Origin of the sequence: Arthrobacter sp. RAF14, from assembly GCF_052114185.1 — a bacterium.
Taxonomy (GTDB): Bacteria; Actinomycetota; Actinomycetes; order Actinomycetales; family Micrococcaceae; genus Arthrobacter_E.
On the sequence record NZ_JBFREG010000002.1, the window covers coordinates 1 to 25884 of the forward strand.

Consider the following 25884-nt stretch of genomic DNA (forward strand, 5'->3'; position numbering starts at 1 on the left):
CCCGTTCGCCACTAATCCACGGTGCAAGCACCGCTTCATCGTTCGACTTGCATGTGTTAAGCACGCCGCCAGCGTTCATCCTGAGCCAGGATCAAACTCTCCAAAAAGAAATTCAAAACCCAGCAAACACCAACCACCACGGGGTGATGACCGATGATTACCAAAAAACATTGGTATCAAAAAAACATGACACACTATTGAGTTCTCAAACAACAGACATCCAACCGTCTATCCCGGACACGAAAGTTCCAGGACGATGAGGAAGGTTGTTTGTCGCCTCCCGGGCGGCTCCGGATCCTTCAGGACCCTTTCCGTCTCCGTCGCGGCGACCTGATCAACTATACGCATCTTCCTGCGTCAGCGCAAATTCCACCCGAAGAGGTGCTTCAGCACCCCTCACTTCCGCGGGATTCCGGGGTTTTGGAGTGTTCCTCAAGCCGCCCGGGCGCCTCTCGGACGGAAGGCCGATGCTGTGAAGCCCACCACATCCAGGGCCTCCCGCTCCCGCAGACCGCCGACCGAAGCCGCACCGTCCCCGAAACGGTGTCGATCGGCAGCGGCACCGGGACCGTCCCAGGGCTGGACTCAGAGCAGTCGGCGGCAGATGCTGGAGAAGTCAGCGCCGGGTCCACCCGGCTCAACCCCCCGGACCAGGAGCACGCATGCGCATCGCCCTCGCCCAGATCCACAGTGGATCGGACCTCGCCGAGAACCTCGGGACCATCCGAGAATTCACGGCCCGCGCGGCGGAAGCCGGCGCCCGGCTGATCGTCTTCCCCGAGGCCACCATGCGTGCTTTCGGCAATCCCCTCCGGGACATCGCGGAACCCCTGGACGGACCCTGGGCCACCGCGGTGCGAGAGATCGCCCTGGAACACGGCATCACCGTGGTGGCGGGCATGTTCACTCCGGGATCCGAGCCGGCCGGAGCTGACGGGCGTGATGACCGGACCACGGGGAAGCCCAGAGTCCGCAACACCCTGCTGGTCACCGGGCCGGAGGTGTCGGCGTCCTATACCAAGATCCACCTGTATGACGCGTTCGGTTTCGCGGAATCGGACACCGTGGAGCCGGGAGACACCCCCGCCACCTTCGAACTCGACGGGGTGACGTTCGGTCTGGCCACCTGCTACGACGTGCGGTTCCCCGCGCTCTTCACCGCCAACGCCCTGGCCGGCGCGACCGTGCAGATCGTCTGCGCCTCCTGGGGACCCGGCCCGGGGAAGGTGGAGCAGTGGGAACTCCTCACCCGGGCCCGCGCGATCGACACCACCAGTCACCTCCTGGCCTGTGGCCAGGCCGACCCGGGCACCCTCGGCGTCGGGAATCCGGACCGGCTCCCCACCGGCGTGGGGCACTCCGGCGTCGTGAATCCGTTCGGCGAAGACGTGACCCGCGCCGACGGTTCGGTGCAGCTCCTGTTCGCCGACCTGGACCCCGAAGTGGTCCGCCGGGCCCGGGCCGCCCTGCCGGTGCTGGCCAATCGTGTGACGCTCTGACGGCCCAGCGCTCTGGCCATCCAGGACGATGATCATCCAGGACACGACGACGGCGGCGGCCCCCTCCCCCGTCATCCCACCGCACGGTGGGAGACAGGGACAGGCGGGCCGCCGCCGTCGTCGGTTCGGTGGAGGCGCCGGTCAGGCGACCGTCACGCTCGCAAGGTTCTTCTTGCCGCGGCGCAGCAGCAGGTACTTGCCATGCAGCAGGTCCTCGGCCGGGACAACGAAGTCCACATCCGTCACCTTGACATTGTTGACGTAGGCACCGCCCTCGGTGATGGTCCGGCGGGCATCCGACTTGGACTTCACCAGCTCGGTCGCCAGCAGCAGGTCCACCACGGCCAGGCCGTCTGCGGGCACCGTGGCGGAGGCCAGCTCGGCGGAGACCGCCAGAAGCGTCGGCTCGTCCAGCACCGCGAGATCGCCGTTGCCGAACACCGCGGCGGACGCGGCGATGACCTTCTCCGTGGCCTCGACACCGTGCACCAGCGAGGTGACCTCCCACGCCAGGCGGCGCTGCGCCTCGCGGGCGAAGGGACGCTCGGCGACGGACGCGGCCAGCTCCTCGATCTCCGCACGGCTCAGGAAGGTGAACACCTTCAGCCGATCGATCACGTCTGCGTCGGCCGTGTTCAGCCAGAACTGGTAGAAGGTGTACGGCGAGCACATCTCGCCGTCCAGCCAGATGGCGTTGCCTTCGCTCTTGCCGAACTTGGTGCCGTCCGAGTTGGTGATCAGCGGGGTGCCGAGCGCGTGCACGCTGCGGCCCTCCACCTTGCGGATCAGCTCGGTGCCGCTGGTCAGATTGCCCCACTGGTCGCTGCCGCCGGTCTGCAGGACACAGCCGTAGGCGCGGTTCAGCTCGAGGTAATCCATGCCCTGGAGGATCTGGTAGCTGAACTCCGTGTAGCTGATGCCCTCATCGGAGTTGAGACGGCTGGCCACGATGTCCTTCTTGATCATCGTGCCCACGCGGAAGTGCTTGCCCACCTCACGCAGGAAGTCGATCGCGGACAGTGGAGCGGTCCAGTCCAGGTTGTTCACCAGGCGCACGGCGCTCTCCCCCTCGAAGGAGAGGAAACTCGAGACCTGCGTCTGGAGCTTCCCCACCCACTCGGCCACGGTCTCCCGGGTGTTGAGCACCCGCTCGGCCGTCTGCCGGGGGTCGCCGATCAGACCCGTGGAACCGCCCACCAGGGCCAGCGGCTTGTGGCCGGCCAGCTGGAGACGGCGCATGACGAGCAGCTGCACCAGATTGCCCAGGTGCAGAGACGGCGCCGTGGGGTCGAAACCGCAATAGTAGGTCACAGGCTCGCCGGCGAGGAGTTTCTCCAGTTCCGCCTCATCCGTGGACACGTGGACCAGGCCACGCCACTTCAGCTCCTGCCAGACGTTGGCAAAGGAGGAATCGTTCTTCTGCTTGGCGAGGACGGAGTCCTCGATGGTTTCGCTCAGCTGTGACACCCTTCCAAACTAGCATTTCCCACGGGTTCAGACCTTCTCGATGCCCTCCGGGATGCGCCCCGCGGCGATGAGCCGGAGACGCTGGGTGGGCCGGGTCATGGCGACATACAGATCGCCGACACGTCCGGCCGCCTCATCCAGGAGTTCCTGGGGTTCCAGGATGATGACGCCGTCGAACTCCAGGCCCTTGGCCTCCTGCGGACTGATCACCACGATGTCCTGGTCGTAGCTCCCGGAGCCCGTGCCCACGCGGCCGCCGTACTCGGCGCGGAGGGCCGCTTCGGCCGCCGCCCGGTGGCGGGGGCCGCTGATCACGGCGAGGAGGCCGCCGTCGAGCATCTGCAGCTCTTCCGGGACGGCACGCACCAGCTGAGGCACGACGTCGCCCGCGGCCACCCGGTCGATCTGCGGCGCCCAGCGTCCCTCCCGCACCGCCTTGGGAGCGGAGACGATCTGGCCGGCGGCATTCGCCATCCTGACTGCGGCCTCGGCGATCTGCGACGGCGTGCGGTAGTTGACCGTCAGCTCCTCCAGCCGCCAGTGGTCACCGAATTCGGGGTTCAGCGCCGACGCCCACGACAGGGCGCCCGCGGCCGAGCTGGTCTGGGCGATGTCCCCCACGATCGTGAAGGACTTGAGCGGGCAGCGCCGGGCCAGGAGCCGCCACTGCATGTGCGACAGCTCCTGCGCCTCATCCACCACCACGTGGCCGTAAGCCCAGTTACGGTCCCCCCGCGCCCGGTCCGCGGCACTCAGCCGGTGGTGCTGCTCGGCGTTGCGTTCGGCGAGTTCCTCGGCGGTGAAGAGCGGGTCGATGCCCATGTGCTCCATGTTCCGCAGGGTCGCCTTGGCATTCTCCACGTCCCGCTGGCGGTCCTGCTCGGCCTGGGCGGCGTTGCGGCCGGCGTGAGCGTCGTACTCGCCGAGGAGTTCTGCGGCCTCGTCCAGGAGGGGCACATCGGCCTCCGTCCAGGGCGCGTCTGCCGGGCGGCGCAGCAGGCGCCGTTCGGCCTCGCTGAAGCCGGGCGTGCACGCCTTCAGGATCTCCGGACGGGAGAAGAGCTCCGAGATCAGCTTCTCCGGCGTGATCGGCATCCAGGCGAGGTTCAGTGCCACGCGCACATCGCGGGAGGAGCGGACGTCCTCCGCGAGATACGAGCGGTCGGCGCTGTTGCCGGGGTTGGCGGCCAGGACCTTCTCCGTGAGCTGCTCGGTGAGCTCGCGCAGCAGGATCTTGACGAACGTGGCCCGCGCCTCGTTGTGGGGTTTCCCGGTCTGACGGGCCCTCTCCCGGGCGCGCGAGACCTGTTTGGGGCTCAGGGTGAGGCGGTAGCCCTCCACGTCGAGGGTGCGCGGCGAGCGGAAGGTGCGCTGACGCTGCGCCACCGCGTTCGCCACGACGACAGCCATGGCCAGACGCCCCTTGAGCGCCGCGACCTGGGGATCGGCCTCGGGAACGGCGTCGATGCCGGGCATGAGCCGGCCGAGGCTCGCCATCACGACGCCGGTCTCGCCCAGGGAGGGCAGGACGCGTTCGATGTACTTCATGAAAGAGGTGCTGGGGCCCACGAGCAGCACGCCCGCCGACTTGAGCCGCTCACGGTGGGTGTACAGCAGGTAGGCCGCGCGGTGCAGGGCCACGGCGGTCTTGCCGGTGCCGGGACCGCCCTGCACCACCAGTGCGCCGGACATGGAACTGCGGATGATGCGGTCCTGCTCGGCCTGGATGGTGCTGACGATGTCGGACATCTGTCCCGTGCGCTTGGAGTTCAGCGCCGCCAGCAGGGCGCCTTCACCCTGGTGCCCGCTCCCCTCGGTCAGCATGCCCGGGTCCAGGACGTCATCCTCCATGGCCTTCAGCTCACGGCCCGACAGGATCAGATGACGACGGCGGCGCACACCCTGCCGGTCGAAGGCGGTGGCCTGGTAGAAGTGACCGGCTTCCGGGGCTCGCCAGTCCACCATGAGGCGCTGGAGGTCCTCCGTGGACAGCCCGATGCGCCCGATGTACTGCGCTTCGCCGTCGTCCAGGTCGAGACGCCCGAACACGAGCCGCTCCTCGACCGCGTCAAGCTGCGCCAAACGGTCCTCGTACAGCGCGGCGAAAGCATCGCGCTCCGAGACGTTCTGCATGCTCCCGACGGGTCCGCCCCGGCGCACCCGGGCCAGCTGCCCACGCTTCTCCTCACGGAGCTCATCCAGCCGGTGGTACAGGCCGTGCACGTAGTCCCGTTCACGCGCCAGCTCAGCTTCGAGCATCAAGCAACTCCTCTTCGCCAAGGTTCCCCGCCATTGTCGATAACGGACCGTCCATTCTACAGCCATTCGGGTGAACGGAAGGGAACGTCGCAGCGGCCCCACGGCGGGCATCGCGCGGAACGGCGCAGGCGGGGTGCGGCCCGTGCATAGGAGCGCCCGCTCAGACCTTCTGGAGGGCGTGCACCAGGTCCAGATCGATGCCGGCGCCGGCCAGCCGCTCGCGTCCTGGGAGGCCGTCCAGTTCCAGGACCACGCCGATGCCCGTGACCTCGGCGCCGGCCCGGGAGAAGAGCTCATGCGCGGCGGCGAGGGTGCCGCCGGTGGCCAGCACGTCGTCGAGCAGCAGGACCCGGGTGCCGGGCGCCAGATCATCGCGGTGGATCTCCAGCGTGGCGGTGCCGTATTCCAGCGCGTACTCCTGCGCGAACGTCTCGCGCGGCAGCTTGCCCGCCTTGCGCACGGCCACCACGCCCTTCCCGGAGGCGTAGGCGGCGGCCGCGGCCAGCAGGAACCCGCGGGCTTCCACGCCCGCCACCACGTCGAAGAGCCCCGTGTACGGCTCGATCAGGGCGTCCACCACGGTGCGGAAGCCCTCACCATCGGCGAAGACGGGCGTCAGATCACGGAAGACGATGCCGGGTTCCGGGTAATCCGGGATGACGGCGCAGAGCCGGTCGAGAAGGGTGATGGCGGATTCATGGGCTGTTTCAGGCACGCCTTCCATTTTAGGCCCGGGTGTCCGGCCGTGAGGACCTGGGCCGGACCCGGAACGGGTGTTCCGCGCCACGCTCAGCGTGGCTTCGCCGGGCGGTATACGGAGACGCTCGGTTCGCCGTCGAGCCAGAACCGCCACGGATACTCCAGACTGCCGCCCGCCCCGGACACCCCCACGCGCGGCCCCGAAAGCACGGTCTGGGCATCCGGGTTCCGACCCGAGAGTGCACTGCGCGGAACGCGGAGGCCCAAGGGTGGTGTCAGGAGGTCCGCGCCCGTGTCGGCAGTGGTCAGGGCCAGACAGGTGGCCAGCCGGGCCGGGCCCCGCGCGAGGTCGGCCTCCTTGCGGGCGGCGGGCCGACGGCTCCACGCGAGCGCCACGCCCTCCACCACTTCACCCGCCCGCATCAGGATCCCGCCGGCACGTTCCTCCGGGCCGCAGACGAGGTTGGCACAGTAGTGCATCCCGTAGGTGAAGTAGCAATAAAGGTGGGCCGGAGGACCGAACATCGCGGCGTTCCGGGCGGTCCTGCCACGGTAGCTGTGCGCTCCCGGATCGGGGAACGCCGAATCCCGGGGACCCCGGTACGCCTCCAGCTCGGTCAGCCGGACGGCGACCGTGCCCTCCGGAGTGCTGTGGCTGATCACCGAACCCAGCAGGCGGGGCGCCAGCTCCACGGGATCACCGCTCAGCAGCTCGCGGACCTCCTCGGGTCCCAGCCGGTCCTCGTCGCCTCCCATGCCGTTCATGGCCACGACGCTAACACCCGGCGCCGGCATCCCCGCTCACTGCCATGTCCGAAAACCGCCAGTAGGGATGTCCGGAAACTGCCAGAATGAACACATGGACTTCTGGCAGCGCTACCGGGCGATCGACACGAGGGACGCCCGCTTCGACGGGCAGTTCTACACGGCCGTCAAAAGCACCGGCATCTACTGCCGCCCGTCGTGCCCGGCCCGCACCCCCAAGCCGGAGAACGTCGAGTTCTTCGAGACCTCGGCCGCCGCCCACGAATCGGGTTACCGCGCCTGCAAGCGCTGCCTTCCCGAAGCAGTGCCGGGCACCCCCGCGTGGAACGTCCGCTCCGATGTGGCCGCACGCGCCATGCGCCTCATCAACGACGGCCTGGTGAACGACGGCGGAGTCCCCGCCCTGGCCGGACGCCTCGGCTACTCCACGCGGCAGCTGGGCCGCATCCTCAGCCAGGAACTCGGAGCCGGGCCTCTGGCGCTGGCCCGCGCGGCCCGCGCTCAGACGGCCCGTCAGCTGCTCGTCTCGACGGGCATGAGCCTGGCCGACGTCGCCTTCGCGGCCGGGTTCAACAGCGTCCGCCAGTTCAACGAGACGATCTCGGCGGTGTTCGACAAGACCCCGGGCCAGCTCCGCGCCACGGCGTCCGCCCGGTGGGATCCGGTCCACGGCCCAGCGGGAACCCTGACGCTGCGGCTTCCCTACCGCGAGCCCTTCGACCCCGGGATCTTCAGCTTCCTGGCGGTCCGCGCCATCCCGGGCGTGGAGATCGCCGACGCCACGTCGTACGAGCGGGCCCTGGTCCTGCCGCACGGTGTGGCCCATTTCCGGGTCTCCGCCACGGGCCGCGGCTACCTGGAGCTGCTGATCCTCTCCGTCGACCTCAAGGATCTGCACCGGCTCATCACCCGGGTGCGGCGGCTCTTCGACCTGGACTCGGATCCGCAGGCCATCGACACGGCCCTCGCCGCCGACCCCCGTTTGGCGGCGCCCGTGGCCGACGTTCCGGGCCTCCGGCTGCCCGGCGCTCTGGACCCTCAGGAGATGCTGGTCCGTGCCATGGTCGGTCAGCAGATCACGGTCGCCGCCGCACGGACCGCACTGGCGGGACTCTCCGCCTGCGGCGCGCCCTTCGAGGCCTCCGCGCCCGAGCCGGCCACGGCGATGCCGCTCCCCCACGCCGAGCAGCGGATCACCCGGCTGTTCCCGGCGCCGTCGTCGCTGGCCGAACATCTTCCGGAGCTGTTGCGCGGGCCGGCCCGCCGGACGGCCGCGCTCCAGTCGGCCGCCGCGGCCATGGCCTCCGGCGAGCTGGATTTCGGATTCGGCGACACACCGGAAACGCTCGGCGCGGCGCTCCTGCCCCAGCCGGGAATCGGCCCCTGGACGGTCGGGTACCTGTCGATGCGGGTGCTCGGAGCCCCGGATGTCTTCCTGGCGGGCGACGCCGCGGTCCGCAACGGCATCCGCGCCCTGGGCGGCGACGCCGGGGATCCCGCCTTCACCGCCGTCTCCCCCTGGCGTTCCTACGCCACCATGCACCTCTGGCGCCTGGCCGCTCTGCCGCGCGCCGCCACCACGTCCGCGAACCCCGAGAGGAAAGCACCGCATCATGGCTGACCACACCACCCTCACCACCCCCGACGGGCCGTTCACCGTCATCGCCCAGGACGGTGCTGTTCTGGCCTCGGGCTGGACCGCTGACCTGGAGGTACTCCTTCCCCAGGTGCATGCCGCCCTCCGTCCCGCAGCGTTGCATCCGGTGGCTTCACTCGGCGCGCTGACCGACGCGGTGACGGCCTACTACGACGGCGACCTCGCCGCGCCCATGACCGTGCCGGTGCACCAGAAGTCAGGGCCGTTCCGCGAACACGCGTGGGACGTCCTCCGGGAGGTCGCGGCGGGCCGCCCGCTCAGCTACGCGGACTACGCCCTGGCCGCCGGAAACCCCAAGGCCGTGCGCGCCGCCGCCAGTGCGTGTGCCTTCAACGCCGCGGCGCTGTTCGTGCCATGCCACCGGATCGTCCGCACCGACGGCTCGCTGGGCGGCTTCCGCTGGGGACTGCCGGTCAAGGAGAGTCTGCTGGCCCGCGAGGCCGCGGCTTCCTGACGAATGAGGGGTCAGATGATGTCCCCCGGTCACTCCGGAAGGGACATCATCTGACCCCGCAACGCTCTTCCGTGGCCGGGACGCTACTTCGTCGTGGGGACGGGGGACGGCCAGGGCAGCAACTCGGGCAGGTCCACGTCATCGGCGGCCGCCGAGGCGCGGAGCGTGGACAGGCTCGGCTCGCGCCCCGCCAGCCACGCGGCGATGTCCGTGAGCATGCCGCTGACCACCACGCCGTCGCCCCCGTGACCGAGGGTACGGGGCGGCAGGCCGAGGGGCTGTAGCACCAGGTGGCGGCCCGCGGGGACCCGGGCGGCCAGGAAGTCCAGAAGGTGCAGGCAGAAGGCCTTGGACCAGGTCTCCGGACCGTAGTCCAGACCCAGATCGGTGCCGTGGATGGTGAGCTCGCGCCAAAGCGCGAAAGCGCCGTCCCGCACCACCCCGTCCCGGTAGCTGATGGAGGCGTCCCATTCCCCCGGGGCCAGGTCGCCGAGGGCTTTCAGGGCCCGGTCGGTCGCGGCCTGGACGTCTTGACGATGCTCTTCCGCAGTGTGCCCCGCGGCGAGTTCGATGCGCGCCGCGCGGCCCTCGTAGCCGCCGTCGTACAGGTCGATCCGCTCGCCGCGCTTCGCGTATTCCGCCTGCCGGGCCATCGCCTCGCTGATGCCCATCACATGGGCCAGGACATGGCCGCGGGTCCAGCCCGGCAGCACGGAGGGCGCCTTCACGGCGTCATCGTCCAGCGAGGCCGCCAGCTTGTTCACCAGTTCCGCGGCGGACCGGAGGTCACGAAGCAGGGCGTCGTCAGCAGAGGCGTGGTCCGGGGACCCGGGAGTGATCTGGCTCATGCCGCCATCCTAGGTCAGAGACCGCCGTTTCAGTGAGTGGCCATGAACCGGAATCCGCCACCGACACGAAAGGGCCGGGTTCCGCGGTGCTGCGGAACCCGGCCCTCCGGGGTGGATCAGAGCGGGCCGGTCAGGCCACGAACGTCCGCGCCTCCGACAGCTCGGCTTCAAGCGCCTCAAGCTGACGTGCGACGGCGGACGGCGCGGTGCCGCCCTGAGCGCTGCGGCTGGCCAGGGAGCCCTCCGTGGACAGCACCGTGCGGACCTCGGGAGTCAGCTGCGGGGAGATGGCCGCATACTCCTCATCCGTCAGGTCCCACAGCTCGACGCCACGGCTCTCCGCCTGCTTGACGGCAGCACCGGAGAGTTCGTGGGCCTCGCGGAACGGCACGCCCTGGCGGACCAGCCACTCGGCCACATCGGTGGCCAGAGCGAAGCCCTGCGGGGCCAGCGACTGCATGCGCTCGGTGTTGAAGCCGAGCGTCGCGATCATGCCGGAGACCGCCGGGAGCAGCAGTTCGAGGGTGTCGGCCGCGTCGAACACGGGCTCCTTGTCCTCCTGCAGGTCCCGGTTGTACGCGAGGGGCAGGCCCTTGAGCGTGGCGAGCAGCCCGGTCAGGTCACCGATCAGGCGGCCCGCCTTGCCACGCGCCAGCTCGGCGACGTCCGGGTTCTTCTTCTGCGGCATGATGGACGAGCCCGTGGAGTAGGAGTCATCCAGCGTGACGAAGGAGAACTCCTTCGTGGCCCACAGGATGACCTCCTCCGAGATCCGGGAGATGTCCACGCCGATCATGGCCCCGACCCAGGCGAACTCCGCGAAGACGTCACGGGAGGCCGTGCCGTCGATCGAGTTGTGCACCGCCGAGAAGAAGCCGAGGTCCGCCGCGACGGCCTCCGGGTCCAGGCCCAGCGAGGAGCCCGCCAGGGCGCCCGAGCCGTACGGCGAGACACCCGCGCGCTTGTCCCAGTCCTGGAGCCGCTGCACATCGCGCAACAGCGCCCAGGCGTGCGCCAGGAGATGGTGACTCAGCAGGACCGGCTGCGCGTGCTGCAGGTGCGTGCGGCCCGGCATGGCGACCTCGGGGTGAGCCTTGGACTGCGCCACGAGGGCGTCCACCACGTCCAGCACGCGCGCGGCGATGATCCGGGCATGATCGCGCAGGAACATGCGTCCCAGGGTGGCGATCTGGTCGTTCCGGGAGCGTCCGGCGCGGAGCTTGCCGCCCAGGTGCGTCCCGGCGCGCTCCAGCAGGCCGCGCTCCAGGGAACCGTGCACATCCTCGTCACTTTCGGCCGCCACGTAGGCGCCGCTCGCGACGTCCTCATCCAGCTGCGTGAGAGCGGCCAGCATGCCGTCCAGCTCGGCGTCGTCGAGCAGACCCGCCTTGTGGAGCACGCGGGCGTGCGCCATGGAGCCGGCGATGTCGTACCGCGCCAGGCGCCAGTCGAAGTGCGTGGACTTGCTCAGCGCGGCGAGCGCGTCCGCCGGGGCGCCGGCGAAGCGCGCACCCCAGAGGGCGCCCTCGTTCGTGCCGTGGGTCTCGGAGCTCATGCTCAGGCTCCCGCGACCCGCTGGTCGCGGGTGGAGGCGACCTTGGAGGACATGCCCCAGAGCTCGATGAAGCCCTTGGCCTGGGACTGGTCGAAGGTGTCGCCGGTGTCGTAGGTGGCCAGCGAGAAGTCGTAGAGACCGGTGTCCGAGCGGCGGCCGTTCACAATGGCCTGGCCGCCGTGCAGGGTCATGCGGATGTCGCCGGAGACGTACTTCTGGGTGTCCTCGATGAAGGCGTCCAGGGAGCGCTTGAGCGGGGAGAACCACTGACCGTCGTAGACCAGCTCGGACCAGCGCTGGCCGACCGTGGCCTTGAAACGGGCCTGCTCGCGTTCGATGGTGACGTCCTCGAGGTGCTTGTGGGCCGTGATGAGGGCCATGGCGCCCGGGGCCTCGTAGATCTCGCGGGACTTGATGCCCACCAGGCGGTCCTCGACGACGTCGATCCGACCCACGCCCTGCGCACCGGCACGGCGGTTGAGCTCCTGGATGGCCTGCAGCGGGGTGACGGCCACGCCGTCGATCGCCACGGGGACGCCCTGGTGGAAGGTCACGACGACCTCGTCCGGCGCCGGCGGGAACTCCGGGGTGGCGGTGTAGTCGTAGATGTCCTTGGTGGGGGCGTTCCAGATGTCCTCCAGGTAGCCCGTCTCCACGGCGCGGCCCCAGACGTTCTGGTCGATCGAGTAGGGGTTCTTCTTGGTGGTCTCGATCGGCAGGCCCTTCTCCTCGGCGAAGGCGATGGCCTTGTCACGGGTGAGCGCGAGGTCGCGGACCGGGGCGATGCACTTCAGGTCCGGGCCCAGGGTCTGGATGCCGACCTCGAAGCGGACCTGGTCGTTGCCCTTGCCGGTGCAGCCGTGGGCGACCGTGGTGGCGCCGAACTCGCGGGCGGCCTTGACCAGGTGCTTGACGATCACCGGACGGGAGATCGCGGACACCAGCGGGTAGTGGCCCTGGTAGAGGGCGTTGGCCTTCAGGGTGGGCATGGCGTACTCGTTGGCGAACTCATCGCGGGCGTCGGCCACGTAGGCCTCCACGGCGCCGCAGCCGAGGGCGCGCTGGCGGATGGTCTCCAGGGACTCTCCACCCTGTCCGACGTCGACCGCCACGGCGATCACTTCGGCGCCGGTGGCTTCGCCGATCCAGCCGATGGCCACAGACGTGTCAAGGCCGCCGGAGTAGGCCAGGACGATGCGCTCAGTCACGTGAGTATCTCCTTCAGGAAGTGGTGTATGTAAAACTATACATGACTATGAGTAAGTATTCATAGCCGTCTGGATCAATTCGGGTTGCTGTCCGCCATGGCCAGGAACCGGGCGGCCAGGGCTTCCCCACCCTGGGGGTCGCGAGCCACCAGGAGCACGGTGTCGTCCCCCGCGATCGTGCCCAGCACGGACGGCATCACGGAGTGGTCGATGGCCAGGGCCAGGAAGTTCGCGGCGCCGGGCGGGGTCCGCAGCACCACGAGGTTTGCGGACGCCTCCGCCGTGACCAGCAGTTCACCGCAGAGCTTCTCCAGCCGGGCATCCAGGATCTCCTGCGCCACGGCGCTCGTCGGCCCACGGTCGCCACCCTCGCCGGGCACGGCGTAGACCAGGCCGCCGTCGCTCCCCCTGACCCGGACCGCGCCGATCTCCACGAGGTCCCGGGACAGCGTCGCCTGGGTGACCTGCACGCCGTCGTCGGCCAGGAGAGCGGCCAGCTCAGCCTGCGAGCGCACGCTCTCACCCCGCAGGATCGCGCTGATGCGCGCCTGACGGGCGGTCTTGGTGGCGGGGCTCGTGGCCCCGGAGCCGGTGGTCATCAGTCCAGCCCGGGCACCACGGCCAGGCCGGAGCGGTGCATGAGCCAGGCCATCACGGCCTTCTGCGCGTGCAGGCGGTTCTCCGCCTCGTCCCACACCACGGACTGCGGGCCGTCGATGACGTCCGCCGCGATCTCGTAGCCACGGTAGGCGGGCAGGCAATGCAGCACGATGGCGTCCGGCGCGGCCTGTGCCATGGCCTCCTCGGTGACGGAGTAGTCCCGGAAGAGGGTCATCCGTACTTCCTTCTCGTCCTCCTGGCCCATGGACACCCAGGTGTCCGTGGCGACGACGTCGACGCCCGCCAGGGCCTCCGCCGCATCGGTCGTGACGAGGACGCTGCCGCCGGTCCGGGCGGCGAGTTCCTCACCGGCGGCGACGATCTCCGGCGCCGGCAGATAACCTTCCGGACCTGCGATCCGCACGTGCATCCCGGCATTCACCGCGGCCAGCAGATACGAATTCGCCATGTTGTTGGCGGAATCCCCCAGGTAGGCCAGGGTGAGCCCGGCGAGCGTGCCCTTGTGCTCGCGGATGGTGAGAAGATCGGCCAGCAGCTGGCACGGGTGGTACTCGTCGCACAGGGCGTTGATGACGGGCACCCGGGAGTTCTCCGCCATCTCCACCAGGCCCTGGTGCGCACCGGTCCGCCACACGATCGTGGAGACCATGCGCTCCAGCACCCGTGCGGTGTCCGCGACGGACTCCTTGTGGCCGATCTGGGCCTCGCCGGGGTTGATGATGAGCGGGCTGCCGCCCAGTTCGGACACGCCGGCGCTGAACGAGACCCGGGTCCGGGTGGACGTCTTGTCGAAGATGACAGCGACGGTCTTGCGGGCGCGTCCCTCACCCGCGTAAACGGCCAGCGAGTCCGGCGCGGCCTTGAGCCGCTCCGCGAGGTCCAGGACCTCGGTCAGCTCGGCGGGGCTGAGGTCGGTGTCTTTGAGGAAGTGACGTACGGAAGTCATGGGAACCTACTCTGCCGCCGAGGCGGCCTTGGCCGTGGAAAGGATGCCGGGGAACGCGCCGAGGAAGGCGTCCGCCTGGGCGTCGCTGAGGATGAGGGGCGGCGCCAGGCGCAGCGTGTGCGGGCCGGGCGCGTTGAGGATGAAGCCTGCGTCGAGCGCCGCGGTGATGAAGGCGGGCGCGACGTCGGCGTCCAGGTCGATCCCGATCAGCAGACCGCGCTGGCGGACCTCCGTCACGCCCGGCACGGCGGTCAGGCCGCGCGCCAGGCGCTCGCCCGTGGCGCGGACCTGAGCCAGCAGCCCCTGCTGCTCGATCACGTGGAGGGTGGCGAGCGCCGCGGCGGTCGCCACGGGATTGCCGCCGAACGTGGTTCCGTGCTGGCCCGGGTTCAGCAGCGCGGAGACCTTCTCCCCGAACGTCACGAGCGCGCCGATCGGGAAGCCGCCGCCGAGGCCCTTGGCCAGGGTCATGGCGTCCGGCAGCACGCCGCTGTCCTGGAAGGCGAACCACTGGCCGGTGCGGCCCACGCCGGTCTGGACCTCGTCCAGGATGAGCAGGGCGCCGTGCTCGGTGCACAACTCGCGGGCGAGCCGCAGGTACTCGGCGTCCAGCGGGCGGACGCCGGCCTCGCCCTGGATGGGCTCCAGGACCACAGCGGCGGTCTGGCCGTCGACGGCATCGCGGAGCGCCTGCTGATCGTTGAACGGCAGGTGGACGACGCCGCCCGGCAGCGGCTCGAAGGGCTCGCGGTACGCCTGCTTGGCGGTGAGGGCGAGCGCGCCCATGGTGCGGCCGTGGAAGGCGCCTTCGAGGGCGATGATCTTCCGGCGGGGCCCTTCCGGCCCGTCCGCGTTGCGACGGGCGAGCTTGAAGGCCGCCTCATTGGCCTCGGTGCCCGAGTTCGAGAAGAACACCTTGGAGCCCTCGGGGGCGCCCGCGAGTTCCAGGAGCTTCTCCGCGAGCGCGATCTGAGGCGGCGACGCGAAGAAGTTGGAGACGTGGCCCAGAGTCGCCAGCTGGCTCGAGATGACCGAGGTGACGAACGGGTGCGCGTGGCCCAGCGCGTTCACCGCGATCCCGCCCAGCAGGTCCAGGTACTCCTTGCCGTCCGCGTCCCAGACCACGGCGCCCGCGCCACGGACCAGCACGCGCTGCGGGGTCCCGAAGACGTTGAGCAGGGCGCCGGAGTAGCGGGAGAGCCACTCGGCGCCGCTGGCAGTGCGGGCGTCCAGGAGGCCTTCCTCCTGCGCCGGGGTGATGTCAGCGTGCTTCGCCATGCGCGTCACAGCCCTTCCGTGGTGAGTGCGGCGTCCGAGTCCTGGACCACCTGCGTGCCGATGCCCGCCGTCGTGAAGACCTCCAGCAGCATGGAGTGCGGAAGCCTGCCGTCCACGATGTGGGCCTGAGGCACTCCCCCGTCCACCGCTTTGAGGCAGGCTTCCATCTTGGGGATCATGCCGGACTGCAGGCTGGGCAGCATCGCCCGGAGCTGGGTGGCGCTCAGCGAGGAGATGAGCGAGTCCTTGTCCGGCCAATTCGCGTACAGACCCTCGACGTCGGTCAGGATCACCAGCTTGCTGGCGCCCAGTGCTTCGGCCAGGGCCGCCGCGGCGGTGTCCGCGTTGACGTTCAGCACGTCACCGGTGGGCGCGCCGTCCGGGGTGATCTCCGGGGCGACCGTGGAGATGACCGGGATCCGGCCGGCCTCCAGGAGGTCGTGGATGGCCCGCGGGTTCACGCCCACCACTTCACCCACCAGGCCGAGGTCCACGGCCTCGCCGTCGACCTCGGTCCCGGTGCGGATGGCCTGGAGCAGGGCGCCGTCCTCTCCGGAGAGGCCCACGGCATAAGCGCCATGGTTGTTGATGAGGCCCACCAGCTCGCGGCCCACCTGGCCCGTGAGGACCATGCGCACCACATCCATGGCCTCCGGCGTGGTCACGCGCAGCCCGCCCTTGAACTCGCTCTCGATGCCCAGCCGCGCCAGCATGGAGTTGATCTGCGGTCCGCCGCCGTGGACCACCACGGGACGCACGCCCACGTGGTGCAGGAAGACGATGTCCTCGGCGAAGGCCCGTCGCAGCTCGTCGTTGATCATGGCGTTGCCGCCGTACTTGATCACCATGGTGTTGCCGGCGAAGCGCTGGATCCAGGGCAGGGCTTCGATGAGGGTCTCGGCCTTGGCCTGGGCCTGGCTGAGGTCCCTCGTCATGCTGGAGGTCATGTCTCTCCTAGGGCGTGGGTGGTGGCGCTGCTCAGCTGGAGTAAGCGCTGTTTTCGTGCACGTAGTCGTGGGTGAGGTCGTTGGTCCAGATGGTCGCCTCGTCCTCGCCGGCGTTCAGGTCGATCTCGACGAGGACTTCGCGGTCCTCCAGGCTGACCAGCGAACGGTCCTCGCCGATCCCGCCGTTGCGGCAGATCTGCACGCCGTTGATGGCCACGTTGAGGCGGTCCGGCTCGAAGACGGCGTCCGTGGTGCCGACGGCGGAGAGCACGCGGCCCCAGTTCGGGTCCTTGCCGAAGATCGCGGTCTTGAAGAGGTTCGAACGCGCGACGGCGCGGCTCACGGTCTCTGCGTCGAGCTCGCTGGCGGCGTTGAAGGTGCGGATGGCGATGTCGTGCGCCGCGCCCTCGGCGTCACCGATGAGCTGGCGGGCGAGGTTCTTGCAGACCTCCTGCAGTCCCTTGCCGAACTCCTCGCCGGCCGGGTAGGAGCCGGAGGCGCCGGACGCGAGCAGCAGCACGGTGTCATTGGTGGACATGCAGCCGTCCGAGTCGGCGCGGTTGAAGCTCAGGCGCACGGCCTCGCGCAGCTCCGCGTCCAGGAGCTCCGGGCTGACGATCGCATCCGTGGTGATGACCACGAGCATGGTGGCCAGGCCCGGCGCGAGCATGCCGGCGCCCTTGGCCATGCCGCCGATGGTGAAGCCGGTGCCGAGCGGATCGAACCCGATGTAGCTGGCTTCCTTGCTCACGGTGTCCGTGGTCATGATGGCCTCGGCGGCGGCCGAACCCGCGTCCGGGCCCGCGTTGTCCACCAGCAGCTCCAGCCCCGGCAGGATCTTGTCCATGGGCAGCTGTTCGCCGATCAGCCCCGTGGAGCACACGGCCACGTCCCCGGCGGAGACGCCGAGCAGCGCGGCCAGCCGCTCCGCCGTCGCATGCGTGTTCTGGAAGCCCTGGGGACCCGTGCACGCGTTGGCGCCGCCCGAGTTGAGGACCACCGCGTCCACCCGGCCGTCCGCAAGGACCTGGCGGGACCAGTGCACGGGGGCCGCGGCCACCCTGTTCGAGGTGAACACCCCGGCCGCGTGCTTGGTGGGCCCGTCGTTGATGACCAGGGCCATGTCCGGCTTGCCGCTGGCTTTCAGGCCTGCGGTGATGCCTGCTGCACGGAAACCGAGGGGAAGGGTGACACTCACGGGGCGACTCCTAGCTGGGCGAGCCCCAGGGATTCGTCGAGACCCAGGGCGATGTTCATGGACTGCACGGCACCGCCTGCGGTGCCCTTGGTCAGGTTATCGATTGCCGCACTGACAATCACCCTTCCCGTGTGCGCGTCGTACGCCAGCTGGATGACCGCGTGGTTGGATCCCTGCACGGACTTGGTGGTCGGCCACTGGCCCTCGGGCAGGAAGTGGACGAACGTCTCGTTCTCGTAGGCGTCCTGCCAGGCCGCGCGCAGGTCCTCCGCGCTGACGCCCGGCTTGACCCGCGCCGTCGCGGTGGTCAGGATGCCGCGGCTCATGGGGGCGAGCGTCGGGGTGAAGGAGACCGTGACGGGCTCCCCGGCGGCGTTGCCCAGGCCCTGCTCGATCTCGGGGGTGTGCCGGTGACCGCCGCCCACGCCGTACGGGGACATGGAGCCCATGACCTCGGAGCCGAGGAGATTCACCTTGGCGGCCTTCCCGGCGCCGGAGGTGCCGGACGCGGAGACGATCACCACGTCCTGGGGCTCGAGCAGGCCGGCCGCGAAGCCGGGGGTCAGGGCGAGCAGAGCCGAGGTGGGGTAGCAGCCGGGCACGGCGATGCGCTTGCTCCCGCGGAGCTTCTCCCGCTGACCGGGGAGCTCGGGCAGGCCGTACGGCCAGGTGCCCGCGTGCGGCGAGCCGTAGAACTTCTCCCAGGCCGCGGCGTCCTCGAGGCGGTGGTCCGCGCCGGCGTCGATCACCAGCGTGCCCTCGGGCAGCTGTGCGGCGATCGCGGCGGAGGCGCCGTGCGGCAGGGCGAGGAACACCACGTCATGCCCCGCGAGATTCTCCACGCTGGTCTCTTCGAGGATGCGGTCGCCGAGGGTGTGAAGCTGAGGCTGGACACTCCCCAACCGGGCTCCGGCGTTGCTGTGGGCGGTGATGGCGCCGATGGTCACTCCGGGATGGGTGGCGAGCAGGCGCAGCACCTCTCCCCCTGCGTAACCACTGGCTCCGGAAACGGCGACGGATATGCTCATGGCCTCACTATACAACTCAGAGCAAGAATATGCACTGTTGTAAATATTTATGCAACGGCATGGCGCGGTGACCGCTCTCAACCCGATGCATAAGATGTCCCTGACGGCATTCGAGAAGGACAAGGGAGGCACTGACCATGCACGCCATCATCGCCCGGGAGACCGGCGGACCAGACGTTCTCGAATACACCGCGACGGACGTCCCCGAACCCGGCCCCGGCCAGCTCCGGTTCCGCGTCGCGGCCACCGGAGTGAACTTCATCGAGACCTACCAGCGGCAAGGCATCTATCCCCTCCCCTTCCCCTGGACCCCAGGCGCGGAGGCCTCGGGAGTGGTGGACGCCCTCGGCGAGGGGGTCACGGGCTTCGCCATCGGCGACCGCATCGCCACCGCCGAAGCCTCGGCCTGCTACGCCGAGTTCGCCGTGGTCGACGCCGACAAGGCCCTGCCGGTCCCGGACGGACTGGACCTCGAGACCGCCGCCGCCCTCCCGCTCCAGGGCATGACGGCCCATTACCTCGCCACGTCCAGCTTCCCGGCCGGCGAGGGGACCACCGCCCTGCTCCACGCCGGCGCAGGCGGGGTGGGACTGCTCCTCATCCAGCTCCTCAAGGCACGCGGCGCGCGGGTCATCACCACGGTGTCCACACCGGAGAAAGCCGACCTCGCCCGCGCGGCGGGCGCCGATCTGGTGATCGACTACGCGGACTTCGCCACGCAGGCCCGCCAGTTCACCGACGGCCGCGGCGTGGACGTGGTGTACGACGGCGTGGGCAAGGACACCTTCGACCGCTCCCTGGAGAGCCTGCGCGTCCGCGGCACGCTCGTGCTCTTCGGCGCGGCGTCCGGGCCCGTCCCCCCGGTCGATCCCCAGCGGCTCAACCAGGGCGGCTCGCTCTTCCTCACCCGGCCCACCCTGGGCGACCACCTGCTCGACGCCGAAGAACGGCGTTGGCGTTCCGGCGAGGTCTTCGGCCCCGCCGCGGACGGAACCCTGGCCGTGCGCATCGGCGCCCGCTATCCGCTCTCCCGGGCCGCGGACGCCCACCGTGACCTCGCCGCACGGCGCACGACCGGCAAGGTGCTGCTGATCCCCGACGACGCCCCGGCGCCCGGCGGTTCCTGAAATCCGGCGTCCCGAAGCCGGCCTCCGGGGATCCGGAGCTCCTGAAACCGGACCTCCTGAAACCGGGCCGCACCAGTCCCTCGGCGAGTTTCCCGCGACGGGCCAGGATACGGCCTTCCGAGGTCCGGACACCGGCTCCTTCAGCAGAACTTCATCATTGGTTCATTCACGACAGAAAGAATGCTGGTGTGACCGAGCATCCCGAATCCTCCCCGCACGACCCGTCCCCCGCTCCGGAGAGCCCAGACCCCGGAGCGGCGGCGACGGGCGGCGACGCGCCGTCGTCGTCCGCGGGGACCGTGTACGAACCTCAGATGCCCGGCGGCGTCCTCGCACCGCCGGAACGCACCCTGGTGGACATCTTCCTCGCCACCGTCGAGGCTCATCCGGAGGCCTCCGCCCTGGATGACGGCAAGAAGTCCCTGAGTTACGCCGAACTGGCCGACGAGGTGCGCGGCTACGCCCGCAAGCTCCACCGTGCCGGACTCGGCGCCGGGGACAAGATCGGCATCCGCATCCCCTCCGGCACCAATGAGCTCTACATCGCCATCCTGGCCATCCTGCTGGTGGGCGCCGCCTACGTCCCGGTGGACGCCGACGACCCCGACGAACGCGCCCGTCTCGTGTTCAGTGAGGCCAAGGTCGCGGGGATCCTGAAGGCCAAGGGCGAGATCGTGGTGGACAAGAAGCGGCCCAAGCCGTTCCCCTCCCCGCGCATGCCCGGCCCCGACGACGACTCCTGGGTCATCTTCACCTCCGGCTCCACGGGCACGCCCAAGGGCGTCGCCGTGCGGCACCGCAACTCGGCCGCCTTCGTGGATGCGGAAGCACGGCTGTTCCTCCAGGGCGAGCCGATCGGCACCGACGACCGGGTCCTCGCCGGGCTCTCAGTCGCGTTCGACGCCTCCTGCGAAGAGATGTGGCTCGCCTGGCGGCATGGCGCCTGCCTGGTCCCCGCGCCGCGCGCCCTGGTCCGCACCGGCATGGACCTGGGGCCCTGGCTCATCAACCACGGGATCACCGTGGTCTCCACCGTTCCGACGCTCGCCGCGCTGTGGCCCGCCGAGGCACTGGAGAACGTCCGGCTGCTCATCTTCGGCGGCGAGGCCTGCCCTCCTGAGCTCGCCGAACGCCTCGCCGTGGACGAGCGCGAGGTCTGGAACACCTACGGGCCCACCGAGGCCACCGTCGTGGCCTGCGCCGCCCCGCTCGGCGGACCCGGCCCCGTGCGCATCGGCCTGCCGCTGGACGGCTGGGATCTCGCCGTCGTCGACGCCGAGGGCGTTCCGGTGACGGAAGGAGCGGTCGGCGAGCTGATCATCGGCGGCGTCGGCCTGGCCCGCTACCTGGACCCCGCGAAGGACGCCGAGAAGTACGCGCCCATGCCCAGCCTCGGCTGGGAGCGCGCCTACCGCTCCGGCGACCTGGTCCGCTACGAAGCCGAGGGCCTCATCTTCCAGGGCCGCGCGGACGAACAGGTGAAGCTCGGCGGACGCCGCATCGAGCTCGGCGAAGTGGACGCGGCCCTCCAGGCGCTCCCGGACATCGCCGGAGCCGCGGCTGCCGTGCAGACGACGGCGGCCGGGAACCAGGTGCTCGTGGGCTATCTGGTGCCCGCCGGGGAGACCGAGCCGGACCTGGGAACCCTGCGCGAACTGCTGGGCGCCACCCTGCCCGCGCCGCTCATCCCCCTCCTCACCACCACGGACCACCTGCCCACCAAGACGAGCGGCAAGGTGGACCGCAAGGCCCTGCCCTGGCCGCTGGCCGGTGGTTCCGCCGATGCCGCGGACGCCGCGCCCCTGAACCTCCCGGACGACGCGCAGTGGATCGTGGACTCCTGGAGCGCCGTGCTCGGCGCGCCGGCGGGCAGCCTCGACGCCGACTTCTTCGCACACGGCGGCGGCTCCCTCGCCGCCGCTCAGCTCGTGTCCGCCCTGCGGCGCCGCTATCCCACGGTGACCGTGGCGGACATCTACGCCAATCCGCGCGTCGGGGCCCTCGTGGAGGCCTGCCGCGCGTCGGTCCCCGACGGTGAGGCCGTCGTCGCGAAGGAACGCCTGGTCCGCCGGACCGCCCGGAAGACGCAGGTGTTCCAGACCCTCATGGGCGTGCCCCTGTTCATCCTGGTGGGCATGCGCTGGCTGACATACCTCATGGCCGTCAACAATCTGCTGTCCGCCTGGGGCGTCCTGCTCGCCGCCCCCACCGTCTCCTGGTGGTGGGTCCTCCTGTCCTGGGCCGTGTTCGTCAGCCCGCTGGGCCGGATGGGCATCGCCGTGGTGGCGGCCCGCGTGCTCCTGCGCGGCGTCACCCCCGGGGTGTACCCCCGCTCCGGCCGGGTCCACCTGAAGCTCTGGCTCGCGGAACAGATCCAGGACGCCGCGAGCGCGGTGAGCCTGGCCAGCGCTCCGTGGGTCCCGTATTACGCCCGCGCCCTCGGCGCCAAGCTGGGCCGTGACGTGATCCTGCATTCCGTGCCGCCGGTGACCGGGCTGCTCACGGTGGGCCGTGGGGCCAACGTGGAGCCCGAAGTGGACCTCTCCGGCTGGTGGGTGGATGGGGACAAGGTCCACATCGGCTCGGTCTCCATCGGGCCGGGCGCCACCGTCGGCGCCCGCAGCACGCTCATGCCCGGGGCGAAGGTCGGCGCGGACGCGATCGTGGAGCCCGGCTCGGCCGTCACCGGCAAGGTCAAGGCCGGCACCACGGTGGCCGGTTCCCCGGCCGAGCGGACCGGCAAGGCGAAGCCGTCCTGGCCGGAACAGAGCAATCCGAGCGAAGGTCTCCGGGAGTTCAGCTGGCTCTCCGCCTTCGCGGCCGCGTCCGGTCTGCTGGCCTGCATCCCGTTCCTGTCCGCTGCGGTCGCCGGGCTCGTGGTCGTGGGCGCCCTGCACGGCGCGTCCTCCCTCTTGGAGTCCCTCGGCGCGCTGGCGTGGTCGGTGCCCGTGGCCTCCGTGGTCTGGTTCCTGTGCAACGCGCTCCTGATCCTCGGTACCACGCGCGCACTGTCCGTGGGCCTCGCGGAGGGCCATTACCGGGTCCGCAGCCGCATCGGCTGGCAGGTCTGGGCCACGGAGCGTGTGCTGGACATGGCACGCGACCTCCTCTTCCCGATCTACGCGAGCCTCTTCACTCCGGTGTGGCTGCGCCTGCTGGGCGCCACGATCGGCAAGAACGTGGAGGCCTCCACCGTGCTCCTGGTGCCGAGCATGACCACCGTGGGCGACGGCGCCTTCCTCGCCGACGACACGATGGTGGCCTCCTACGAGCTCGGCGGCGGCTGGCTGAAGATCGCCCCGGCGAAGGTGGGCAAGCGCGCGTTCCTCGGCAACTCCGGCATGACGGCGGCCGGCCGCAGCGTGCCCAAGAACTCCCTCGTGGCGGTCCTCTCCGCCACCCCGCGCAAGGCCAAGTCCGGCAGCTCCTGGCTCGGCAGCCCTCCGGTCCGGCTGCGCCGTGTGGCGCAGAGCTCCGACGCGAGCCGCACCTTCGAACCGCCCACCCGTCTCAAGGTGGCGCGTGCGCTCTGGGAGCTGTGCCGGGTCTTCCCGGTCCTCCTGACCGGTTACCTGGCGGTGGGCGTCATGGTGCTGCTGGACGCCATCGCCCGCGGCGCCGGCTACTGGCTCGCCGCACTGCTGGGGGGCCTCGTGGTTCTGGTGGCCGGAGCGGTCGCGGCGACGATCGCCGTCGTCGCCAAGTGGGTCCTGGTGGGGCGCATCCGCGAAGGCGAGCACCCTCTCTGGAGCTCGTTCATCTGGCGGAACGAGGTGGTCGACACGTTCATCGAGATGGCGGCCGCACCCTGGTTCGCCCGTGCCGCGGCGGGGACTCCCGCCCTGGTCTGGTGGCTCCGGGCGCTCGGGGCGAAGATCGGGCACGGCGTGTGGTGCGAGAGCTACTGGCTACCGGAGGCCGACCTCGTGACCCTGGGCGACGGTTCCACCGTGAACCGCGGCTGTGTGGTCCAGACTCACCTCTTCCACGACCGCATCATGGCGATCGATACCGTAACGTTGGAGGCTGGTTCCACCATGGGGCCGCACGGCGTGATCCTGCCTCAGGCCTCCCTGGGCAGTGGTGCCACGGTCGGTCCCGCATCCCTCGTGATGCGGGGCGAAGCGGTCCCGGCGGGCAGTTACTGGATGGGCAATCCGGTCAGCCCCTGGCGCGGACCGTAGCATCTCCCGCCCTGTCCCCGTCCCCGACCCTGGATGACCCTCTCCCTCATGTCAGAGCATCACGGCAAGAAGCACCCGGCCTCCCTGATCCCGGACCCGTACACCCCCGGGCACGGAAGTGCGGACTACAGCGTCCGGCACTACGATCTGGAACTCGATTGCCGCCTGGCGAGCAACCGGCTCCAGGGAGTGGCGGCGATCCGGGGCAAGGCGAACGTCAAGCTGAGCCAGATCTCCCTGGATCTGGCCGGCCTCAAGCCCACCAAGATCCAGCTCAACGGCTCTCGGGTGGCCAAGTTCTCCCATCGTGGCGAGAAGCTCGTCATCAACGTCCCGCACAGCATCCCCAAGGGCGAGGAATTCCTCCTGGAGGTGCGTTACGAGGGCAATCCGCGACCGCGCCGGGGCACCTGGGGTGAGGTCGGCTGGGAGGAGCTGCGCGACGGCGTCCTGGTCGCCGGCCAGCCGGACGGCGCGCCGTCGTGGTTCCCGTGCAATGACCACCCGAGTCAGAAGGCGTCCTACCGCTTCACGGTGACCACCGACGCCGATTACCGCGTGGTGTGCAACGGCCGACTGGTGGAGCACCGGAGGAAGTCCAGCCGCGAGACCTGGGTGTTCGAGCAGAAGGAGCCGATGGCGAGCTACCTGGCGACCCTGCAGATCGGCCGCTACACCACGTTCGACGTCGCCGGGCCGTCCGCCGCCGTCCCGATCCACGTGGCCGTGCCTCCATCGCTCCGTGCACACGCCGAGACCGGCCTGGCCCGGCAGCGGGACATGATGGACCTCTTCGAGGAGCTGTTCGGGTCCTACCCGTTCGGGGAGTACACCGTGGTGGTCACGGAGGACGAGCTGGAGATCCCGCTGGAGGCCCAGGCACTCTCGATCATCGGGCGCAACCACCTGAACACGGAGTGGGAGGCGCAGCGGCTCGTGGCGCACGAGCTGAGCCATCAGTGGTTCGGCAACTCCCTGACGGTCGGCAGCTGGAAGGACATCTGGCTGCATGAGGGCTTCGCCTGCTACGCGGAATGGCTGTGGAGCGAGGCCAGCGGGACGCTCAGCACGCAGCTGCGAGTGCTGGCCGCCTGGCGCAAACTGGCGGATCAGGCCCAGGATCTGGCCGTGGGCGATCCGGGTCCGCGGGACATGTTCGATGACCGTGTCTACAAGCGGGGCGCCCTGGCGCTGCACGTGCTGCGGACCGCCATGGGCGACGAAGCGTTCTTCACGCTGCTGCGTGAGTGGACCCGGAAGCACCGGCATGCCACCGTCACCCCCCAGGAGCTGTTCGCCCTGGCGGATTCGCTCGTGCCTGGGATCGACGCGGCCGGGCTGCTCAGGCCGTGGCTCTACGAAAAGCGTCTTCCGCCGCTGCCGGCACCGCTGCCATGAGCGCGTGCGGGGGCAGCCCCTCCGCACGGGTTTCCAGGCGCACCACTCCGGGCGCGTAGCCTGCTTCGCTTCCCCTGTCCTCTGCCGCGGCCAGGACCGCGATGCGCGCCGGGTCCTTCCGCAGTCCGTGTCCGTCCCTTTTCGCCGCAGCCTCCTTGGCGGCCCACAGCGCGGCCCGTCCGGCATTCCGCCGGGCGGGCGGCTGTCCGTCCAGCCAGGACTTCTCCGGCCCGCTGAGCGCAACGTCGTCGAAGCCGTCGAAGATCTCCTCGTGCAGGGTGAGGTCCAGTCCGATCCAGAAGCCGCGTTCCACGCCGGCCACGACGACGACGGCGCCCCACTCCCCCGCGCGGCTGGCCGAAAGCGCCACACCGCTCAGCCGCAGCGGCTCACCGGCCTCGCTCGCCCCGGTGCCGGACAGGGCGGCCGATCCCGCCGCCGACGCGCGCTGTGGCTCCGTGACAGGTCCCGCCAGCAGGTAGCCCGGCCTGCCGTGTCCCGCCCCGAAGCCGCAGTCCGGACAGTCGTAGGAACTGAGGAGCCGTCCCGGTTCCGTCCCCAGCGCCTCCGCGAGGAGACCCCGCTGGATCCGGCGCAGCGTGCCGAAGCGCTCCCTGGCGACGTCCGAGGTGAAGGCCCTGGCCCGCTCCTGTTCGGCGGCGTCGAGAGGCGGAAGCCCGTCGAGTCGAGAGGCCTCGTCCAGGGAGCCCAGCCAGGTGATCACACGCATGGGTCCATTGTCCCTG

Annotated in this window: 20 protein-coding genes and 1 rRNA gene; 6 read left to right on the forward strand and 15 right to left on the reverse strand. The window is 70.1% G+C overall.

Going from position 1 to position 25884, the window contains the following annotated elements:
* Window positions 1-107: ribosomal RNA gene (locus AB4Y75_RS07600) — 16S ribosomal RNA — on the reverse strand; the annotation flags it as partial.
* Window positions 108-662: 555 nt separating this feature from the next.
* On the opposite strand from AB4Y75_RS07600, the gene AB4Y75_RS07605 reads away from it, so the two are divergent.
* On the forward strand, window positions 663-1499 hold the full coding sequence (locus AB4Y75_RS07605; RefSeq protein WP_441435284.1) for a carbon-nitrogen hydrolase family protein: 837 nt from the start codon (window positions 663-665) through the stop codon (window positions 1497-1499).
* Between the two features lie 141 nt (window positions 1500-1640).
* On the opposite strand, the gene tyrS is transcribed toward AB4Y75_RS07605, so the two are convergent.
* The 4 genes from tyrS to AB4Y75_RS07625 all read right to left on the reverse strand — a co-directional run bounded on the left by tyrS (window position 1641) and on the right by AB4Y75_RS07625 (window position 6689).
* A complete protein-coding gene (gene tyrS / locus AB4Y75_RS07610; RefSeq protein ID WP_441435760.1) occupies window positions 1641-2957 on the reverse strand; it encodes a tyrosine--tRNA ligase in 1317 nt (438 codons plus the stop codon).
* A gap of 36 nt (window positions 2958-2993) precedes the next feature.
* A complete protein-coding gene (locus AB4Y75_RS07615) occupies window positions 2994-5225 on the reverse strand; it encodes a HelD family protein (protein ID WP_441435285.1) in 2232 nt (743 codons plus the stop codon).
* A gap of 160 nt (window positions 5226-5385) precedes the next feature.
* On the reverse strand, window positions 5386-5949 hold the full coding sequence (locus AB4Y75_RS07620; RefSeq protein ID WP_441435286.1) for an adenine phosphoribosyltransferase: 564 nt from the start codon (window positions 5947-5949) through the stop codon (window positions 5386-5388).
* A gap of 65 nt (window positions 5950-6014) precedes the next feature.
* Window positions 6015-6689 (reverse strand): DNA-3-methyladenine glycosylase, encoded by a 675-nt coding sequence (locus AB4Y75_RS07625; RefSeq protein ID WP_441435287.1) that lies wholly within the window; start codon window positions 6687-6689, stop codon window positions 6015-6017.
* A gap of 94 nt (window positions 6690-6783) precedes the next feature.
* On the opposite strand from AB4Y75_RS07625, the gene AB4Y75_RS07630 reads away from it, so the two are divergent.
* Window positions 6784-8310, forward strand: a complete 1527-nt coding sequence (locus tag AB4Y75_RS07630) for an AlkA N-terminal domain-containing protein (RefSeq protein ID WP_441435288.1) — start codon at window positions 6784-6786, stop codon at window positions 8308-8310.
* On the forward strand, window positions 8300-8800 hold the full coding sequence (locus AB4Y75_RS07635; protein WP_441435761.1) for a methylated-DNA--[protein]-cysteine S-methyltransferase: 501 nt from the start codon (window positions 8300-8302) through the stop codon (window positions 8798-8800). The genes AB4Y75_RS07630 and AB4Y75_RS07635 overlap by 11 nt, the downstream gene beginning before the upstream one ends.
* Window positions 8801-8883: 83 nt before the next feature.
* Here AB4Y75_RS07635 and AB4Y75_RS07640 read toward each other — a convergent pair whose 3' ends face one another.
* The 9 genes from AB4Y75_RS07640 to argC form a co-directional block, all read right to left on the reverse strand.
* Entirely contained in the window at window positions 8884-9648 is a 765-nt protein-coding gene (locus AB4Y75_RS07640; protein ID WP_441435289.1) for a maleylpyruvate isomerase family mycothiol-dependent enzyme, read from the reverse strand.
* 130 nt (window positions 9649-9778) lie between these two features.
* Window positions 9779-11203 (reverse strand): argininosuccinate lyase, encoded by a 1425-nt coding sequence (gene argH / locus AB4Y75_RS07645; protein ID WP_441435290.1) that lies wholly within the window; start codon window positions 11201-11203, stop codon window positions 9779-9781.
* Window positions 11204-11205: 2 nt separating this feature from the next.
* A complete protein-coding gene (locus AB4Y75_RS07650; RefSeq protein ID WP_066217344.1) occupies window positions 11206-12411 on the reverse strand; it encodes an argininosuccinate synthase in 1206 nt (401 codons plus the stop codon).
* A 74-nt stretch (window positions 12412-12485) separates the two neighbouring features.
* Window positions 12486-13010 (reverse strand): arginine repressor, encoded by a 525-nt coding sequence (locus AB4Y75_RS07655; RefSeq protein WP_441435291.1) that lies wholly within the window; start codon window positions 13008-13010, stop codon window positions 12486-12488.
* Window positions 13010-13978, reverse strand: coding sequence for an ornithine carbamoyltransferase (gene argF / locus AB4Y75_RS07660; RefSeq protein ID WP_441435292.1), 969 nt, complete (start codon window positions 13976-13978; stop codon window positions 13010-13012). Before argF ends, AB4Y75_RS07655 begins: the two co-directional genes overlap by 1 nt.
* A gap of 6 nt (window positions 13979-13984) precedes the next feature.
* Window positions 13985-15256 (reverse strand): acetylornithine transaminase, encoded by a 1272-nt coding sequence (locus tag AB4Y75_RS07665; protein ID WP_441435293.1) that lies wholly within the window; start codon window positions 15254-15256, stop codon window positions 13985-13987.
* Between the two features lie 5 nt (window positions 15257-15261).
* The gene (gene argB, locus AB4Y75_RS07670) at window positions 15262-16203 is read right to left on the reverse strand and encodes an acetylglutamate kinase (protein WP_441435294.1); all 942 of its coding nucleotides are present in this window, start codon (window positions 16201-16203) and stop codon (window positions 15262-15264) included.
* 31 nt (window positions 16204-16234) lie between these two features.
* Window positions 16235-17401 (reverse strand): bifunctional glutamate N-acetyltransferase/amino-acid acetyltransferase ArgJ, encoded by a 1167-nt coding sequence (gene argJ, locus AB4Y75_RS07675; protein WP_441435295.1) that lies wholly within the window; start codon window positions 17399-17401, stop codon window positions 16235-16237.
* Window positions 17398-18429: an N-acetyl-gamma-glutamyl-phosphate reductase gene (gene argC, locus AB4Y75_RS07680; RefSeq protein WP_441435296.1), complete on the reverse strand. Its 1032-nt coding sequence runs from the start codon at window positions 18427-18429 to the stop codon at window positions 17398-17400. Before argC ends, argJ begins: the two co-directional genes overlap by 4 nt.
* 137 nt (window positions 18430-18566) lie before the next feature.
* Here argC and AB4Y75_RS07685 point away from each other — a divergent pair, with 137 nt between their 5' ends.
* The 3 genes from AB4Y75_RS07685 to AB4Y75_RS07695 all read left to right on the forward strand — a co-directional run bounded on the left by AB4Y75_RS07685 (window position 18567) and on the right by AB4Y75_RS07695 (window position 25138).
* Window positions 18567-19556, forward strand: a complete 990-nt coding sequence (locus AB4Y75_RS07685; protein WP_441435297.1) for a quinone oxidoreductase family protein — start codon at window positions 18567-18569, stop codon at window positions 19554-19556.
* Window positions 19557-19870: 314 nt separating this feature from the next.
* Complete coding sequence (locus AB4Y75_RS07690) at window positions 19871-23740, forward strand: Pls/PosA family non-ribosomal peptide synthetase (RefSeq protein ID WP_441435762.1); 3870 nt, start codon at window positions 19871-19873, stop codon at window positions 23738-23740.
* Window positions 23741-23788: 48 nt separating this feature from the next.
* Window positions 23789-25138 (forward strand): M1 family metallopeptidase, encoded by a 1350-nt coding sequence (locus AB4Y75_RS07695; protein WP_441435298.1) that lies wholly within the window; start codon window positions 23789-23791, stop codon window positions 25136-25138.
* Here the strand turns inward: AB4Y75_RS07695 and AB4Y75_RS07700 are convergent.
* Window positions 25083-25868, reverse strand: a complete 786-nt coding sequence (locus AB4Y75_RS07700) for a 4'-phosphopantetheinyl transferase superfamily protein (protein WP_441435299.1) — start codon at window positions 25866-25868, stop codon at window positions 25083-25085. The two genes, AB4Y75_RS07695 and AB4Y75_RS07700, sit on opposite strands and share 56 nt — an antisense overlap.
* Window positions 25869-25884 lie beyond the last annotated feature (16 nt).